Annotated in this window: 5 protein-coding genes; 3 read left to right on the forward strand and 2 right to left on the reverse strand. The window is 73.8% G+C overall.

The features are described from left to right. The first annotated feature begins 234 nt into the window (after positions 1–234). Positions 235–774, forward strand: a complete 540-nt coding sequence (locus ACIQOV_RS26420; RefSeq protein WP_401052509.1) for an LPXTG cell wall anchor domain-containing protein — start codon at positions 235–237, stop codon at positions 772–774. A gap of 195 nt (positions 775–969) precedes the next feature. On the opposite strand, the gene ACIQOV_RS26425 is transcribed toward ACIQOV_RS26420, so the two are convergent. Both ACIQOV_RS26425 and ACIQOV_RS26430 read right to left on the reverse strand, forming a co-directional pair. Then, entirely contained in the window at positions 970–2,067 is a 1,098-nt protein-coding gene (locus tag ACIQOV_RS26425) for a chemotaxis protein (protein ID WP_401052510.1), read from the reverse strand. A 310-nt stretch (positions 2,068–2,377) separates the two neighbouring features. Then, positions 2,378–2,968, reverse strand: coding sequence for a lytic polysaccharide monooxygenase (locus ACIQOV_RS26430; RefSeq protein WP_401052512.1), 591 nt, complete (start codon positions 2,966–2,968; stop codon positions 2,378–2,380). 343 nt (positions 2,969–3,311) lie between these two features. Here ACIQOV_RS26430 and ACIQOV_RS26435 point away from each other — a divergent pair, with 343 nt between their 5' ends. Beyond that, on the forward strand, positions 3,312–3,779 hold the full coding sequence (locus ACIQOV_RS26435) for a MarR family winged helix-turn-helix transcriptional regulator (protein ID WP_401052514.1): 468 nt from the start codon (positions 3,312–3,314) through the stop codon (positions 3,777–3,779). Between the two features lie 240 nt (positions 3,780–4,019). Beyond that, on the forward strand, positions 4,020–5,190 hold a 1,171-nt coding region (locus ACIQOV_RS26440; RefSeq protein ID WP_401052517.1), incomplete at its 3' end, for an MFS transporter.

Genomic DNA, 5,190 nt, shown 5'->3' on the forward strand with positions numbered 1-5,190 from the left:
TATCGTCGGGACCGTCGAGATCGAGTGGATGGTGGGTGTGGGGCGGGCTCCAGGAAACCGGCTGGGCGGGGGCGGGAACAATGCGTAGCGCTACCCAATCCCCCGTACCGAATCCTGGGTACCGGCCGTTCGCGCGCCTCGGACGGGCCGTCAAGCGGTGTTGCCCCACGCGGGTGAAAGAACCGTCCGGCAGGCGTCGACGCCGGTCCGCGCAGGTACGTGGTTCTGCTGTTCGTGTCACCTCCCGACAGCGAGGTTAACGACGCCACCGCGGACCGCGGTCAGGTCCAGTTCGCGGGCACCGCGCTGACCTGGAGCGGGGACCTGCCCGTCGGGGCCACCGTGACCATCAACTACTCCGTCACCGTGCGCTCCCCGCTGGCCGCCGACGCGGTCCTGCGCAACGCCGTCTCCTCCGGCACCTACGCCAACAACTGCTCGCAGGGCTCGACGGACGCGCGCTGCCGCACCGAGGTCCCGGTCACCGTCCCGAGCCCCAGCCCCAGCCCGAGCCCGAGCCCGACGTCGTCGCCGAGCCCCAGCCCGAGCCCCAGCCCGAGTCCGACCACGAGCCCCTCGCCGCACCCGACCCACAGCCCGGGCCACAGCCCGACCCACGTCCCCCCGCCCGACCACGGCCACGGCGGCCAGCTGCCCGAGACCGGTAGCAACGCGGCCCGGCTGCTGCCCGTCGTCGGCCTCACCGCGCTCGGCGCCGTCGCCGCGGGCGTGCTCCTGCTGATCCGCGCCCGCCGCGCCCGCCGTACCCGCTGAGCCCCGTCACGACCGCACTGCCCCGGCCGCGCCCACGCCTCGCGTGGGCGCGGCCTCGCGCTGCCGGGGGGTGCGGCGGGCGGACGCGCGGTGGGGCGGGCCCGGCCGGACGGTCGCCCTGTGCGACGGGAGCGGGTGCCTCCGATGCGCCGCGGCCGCCCACCGACGAAGGGGGCGGCCGCGGTCGAGGGCGGGTCAGTAGCGCAGGACGGCGGCGATCCGGTCGCTGTCGGCGAGGGTGCCGTCGGGGACGAAGCCGACCTGGCCGCCGGTGTCCAGGGTGCGCTCGATCACCTCGTCCACGATGTCCTCGCGGGCGCCGGGCTGGTCGGCCTCGGCGGGCACGAGGTGCTCGCCCTCGTCGCGCACGGTGGCGCGGTAGTTCTCCTCGACCACCAGGCGGGCGACCCGGCCCTCGCCGACGGTCCGCCAGACCTCGTCCAGGCCGGCCGCGAACTGCTGGGCGCCGCGGGCCTTGTCGAGCTGGGCGAGGTGCTCGGCGACCTCCTGGTCGGCGTGGGCGCGCACGGCGGGTTCGACCACCTTGCGGACGGTCTCGGCGTCGGCCTGGGCCAGGCCGCCGTGCGGGAGTTGCGCGGTGGACTCCTTGGCGATCGGGCCGACGGCGTCCAGCAGGGCGAGCGCGGCGGCCTCGCCGACCACGTACAGCGGGCGGGGGGCGGCGGCCAGCAGCCTGCCGACCTCGGTGTCGGCCTGGCGCAGGAAGGTCTTGGTCGCCTCGTCGCGGAAGGTGCTGGGCGTGTCGCCGATCTGCTCCTGGCGTTCGGGGTCGGGGTTGTCGAAGACGCGCACCAGCGGGAAGCCCCGGCCCTTCTCCTCGGTGACCCGCTCCTCGGTGCCGCCCCAGAGCACCACCTTGTCGGCGGCGACCGCGAGCACCCAGAACGGGCGCTCGGCGGCGTGCGCGGCGACCAGGTTGCGGGTGAGGAAGGTGTCGGACAGGACCACCCGGGCGGGGGCGGTGCGCCCGAGTGACCAGACCTGGTGCTCGCCGGGGGCGGCGAAGATCGCCAGGCCGTCCTCGGCGTGCACCAGGTCGACCTCCGTGTGGGCCCGGTCGAGCTGTTCCAGCACGTCGATCCGGTCGGCGCGGGAGACCTCCGGGTCCGCCTGGACGCGCTCCTTCGCCTCGGCCAGCAGGTTGCGCAGCCGGACCGGGTCCTGGGTGTTGTCCGGCTCCCGGCGGTGCGTGGGCATCAGGATCGACACCACCGGATAGGGCCGCGGCCGGCGCAGCTCGGCGAGGACGGCGGGGCTGAGGTCGGGGCGCATGGAGACCCTTTCCGAAGGCGGTCGGCCTTCTTTCGTGGACGCGCGGAGCCTGGCACTGCTGCCAAATGTCGCCAATGTACCCATTGGCGGCTTCTGCGGCGCGCGAGCACGGCCCGGGCCGGGGCCTGCGGTGCGGTCGGGCCGGGGGTCGGGCCCGGGGCCTGCGGTGCGGTCGGGCGGCCCGCCGGCGCCGTCCGGAGTCGGGCGGCGGCGTCGGCGGGACGCGGTCGGGCACGGTGGGGCCCGGTCGGGCACGGTGGGGCACGGTGGGACGCGACCGGTCAGGGCCGTCGGGACGGCCCGGGGACGGTCAGAACTGGACGTCGGTGCAGGAGTAGAAGGCGTTGCCGGTGTCGGCGATCTCCCAGACGGCGACGATCACCTGGTGGCCGGTGCGGCCGGTGGGCAGGGTCCCGGTGTGGGTGGTGGTGGCGGCGGGCTGGCGGCCGTTGTAGGGGACGGTCAGGAACGGGGTCAGGTCCAGGGCGGACCGGGTGATCGGCTGGCTCGCGCTGTAGCCGGGCTTGGTCAGGTAGTACGTGAAGTTCGTGGTGGAGTGCCGGGCCTCGATCTCCCAGGTGAAGGTGAGCTGCTGGCCCGCCGTCACCCTGGTGGTCGGCCAGGCGCCGCCCCGGGGGTTGTCCAGCGGGGCCCAGCGGGCGTCCCCGCCGGCGCAGATGGTGCCGTCCGCCGGGCCGCGACCCGGGAAGCCCTTGGGACCCTCGACGCTCTGCGGCTCCCACTGGATGTCTCCGCAGTCCCACGGGACGGCGTTGGCGCCGCAGAGCGCGGAACGGCTCGGCGGCAGGTTGATGAAGCCGTGCGACTGGGCCGGCAGGGCCGCCGCGATCGGCAGGGCGATCGCGGCCGCGGCGGCGGCGATCAGATGGCGCTTGCGCATGGTGCTCCTCCGTGGGGGTGGATGGAGTGTGCGCCCGGCGCGGGGCGTTCACGTGCGCGTGGGGGTGCGCACGGCGGCCTGCCGGAGATATGGCATGCCCGCGCCAGATCGGTTGCCCGACACCGTAGGAGCTGCCTTCCCCTCGCGTCAATGGTCTGAACCATTTACGCCAAAGCCTTGCGAGCACTGGGCGCCGCCCGACGTCTCGCACCCGGCACCCCATCCGTGCCCACCCGGGCACGCGCGAGAGGATTGCTTGCACAAGCGCTATACAGGCTCTAGCCGATATTTTAGTCCATGGCTTATCCTGGACTCAGCCACATCCGGAAGGAGGCCGGGCCCCATGACCGCCACGGACCCCGCACTCACCGCCCTCGCCAGCGGCTGGAACGCCCTGTCCCTCCTGCACGGCCGGATCGAGTCCCACATCGAACGCGCCCTGCAGGCCGGACACGACCTGAGCGTGCGCGAGTACTCGCTGCTCGACGTGCTCAGCCGCCAGCACGACGGCGAGGGCGGGCACCTGCAGATGAAGCAGGTCGCCGACGCGGTCGTGCTCAGCCAGAGCGCCACCACCCGCCTGGTCACCCGACTGGAGGACCGCGGCCTGCTGGCGCGCTACCTGTACCCGACCGACCGCCGCGGCATCTACACCAATGTGAGCGAGGACGGGCTGAAGCTCCTGGAGCGGGCCCGGCCGACCAACGACGCCGCACTGCGCGAGGCGCTCGACGAAGCCGCCCGCAACCCCGAGCTGACCTCGCTGGTCCGCGCGGTCGAGGCCGTGGACGCCGCCTCGCCCGCCCGCTGACCCCGGCCGGCCCCGCACCGCCGCTCCCCCGGGCCCGGCCCGTCCGAACCGCTCCCACGGTTCGGACGGGCCGGGCCCGGTCGCGTTTCCCGTCCGTCCCACCCCATGGCGCATGCAACCCATGGCGCATGCAACCTATGGCGCATGCCCCATACCCTCGCTTGCACTTATCGCGCGCCTGCAACTATTGTTTAAGCACGCAAGGCGCTAGCTCAAGCAATCACAGAAGGGTTCGGGCCCATGCCTCTCGCTCTCATCGCCCTGGCCATCGGCGCATTCGGGATCGGGACCACCGAGTTCGTGATCATGGGCCTCCTGCCCCGGATCGCCGGCGACTTCGGCGTCTCCATCCCCAGCGCGGGCCTGCTGGTCACCGGCTACGCCCTCGGCGTGGTCGTCGGCGCCCCGCTGATGACCGCCCTCGGCACCCGGATCAGCCGCAAGACCATGCTCATGCTGCTGATGGGCCTGTTCACGGCCGGGAACCTGCTCTCCGCGTTCGCCCCGTCCTTCCCCGTGATGCTGGCCGGGCGCATCGTCACCTCGCTCGCCCACGGCGCCTTCTTCGGCATCGGCTCCGTCGTCGCCGCCGAGCTGGTCGCCCCGCAGAAGAAGGCCGGCGCCATCGCCACCATGTTCACCGGGCTGACCGTCGCCAACATCGTCGGCGTGCCGCTGGGCACCTTCGTCGGCCAGGCCGTCGGCTGGCGCGCCACCTTCGCCGGCGTCGCCGCGCTCGGCGTGCTCGGCCTGCTCGGCATCGCCGGGCTCGTACCGGCCGTGCCCCGCGCCGAGGGCGCCCACCTGCGCCGCGAGCTCACCGCCTTCCGCAATCCGCAGGTGCTGCTCGCGATGGCGATGACCGTGCTCGGCTTCGGCGGCGTCTTCGCCGCGATCACCTACATCGCCCCGATGATGACCAACGTCACCGGCTACGCCGAAGGCTCCGTCACCTGGCTGCTGGTGCTGTTCGGCGTCGGCATGTTCCTCGGCAACCTGCTGGGCGGGCGCTACGCCGACCGCAAGCTGATGCCGATGCTCTACACCACCCTCGGCGGGCTCGCCGTGGTGCTGGCGCTGTTCACCCTCACCGCCCACAACAAGGTCGCCGCCGCCGTCACCGTCCTGCTGGTCGGAGCCCTCGGCTTCGCCACCGTCCCCCCGCTCCAGAAGCGGGTCCTGGACCAGGCCCACGGCGCCCCCACCCTGGCCTCCGCCGTCAACATCGGCGCCTTCAACCTCGGCAACGCGCTGGCCGCCTGGCTCGGCGGCATGGTCATCACCGCCGGTCTCGGCTACACCGCCCCGAACTGGGTCGGCGCCGTCCTCGCCGCTGCGGCCCTGCTGCTGGCCCTCTGGTCCGCCGCCCTGGAGCGCCGCACCCCCGGGCAGGTGACCGCGGCCGCCGCCC

The sequence above is a fragment of the Kitasatospora sp. NPDC091257 genome (genome assembly GCF_044757675.1).
In the GTDB taxonomy this organism is placed as follows: Bacteria; Actinomycetota; Actinomycetes; order Streptomycetales; family Streptomycetaceae; genus Kitasatospora; species Kitasatospora lactacystinica.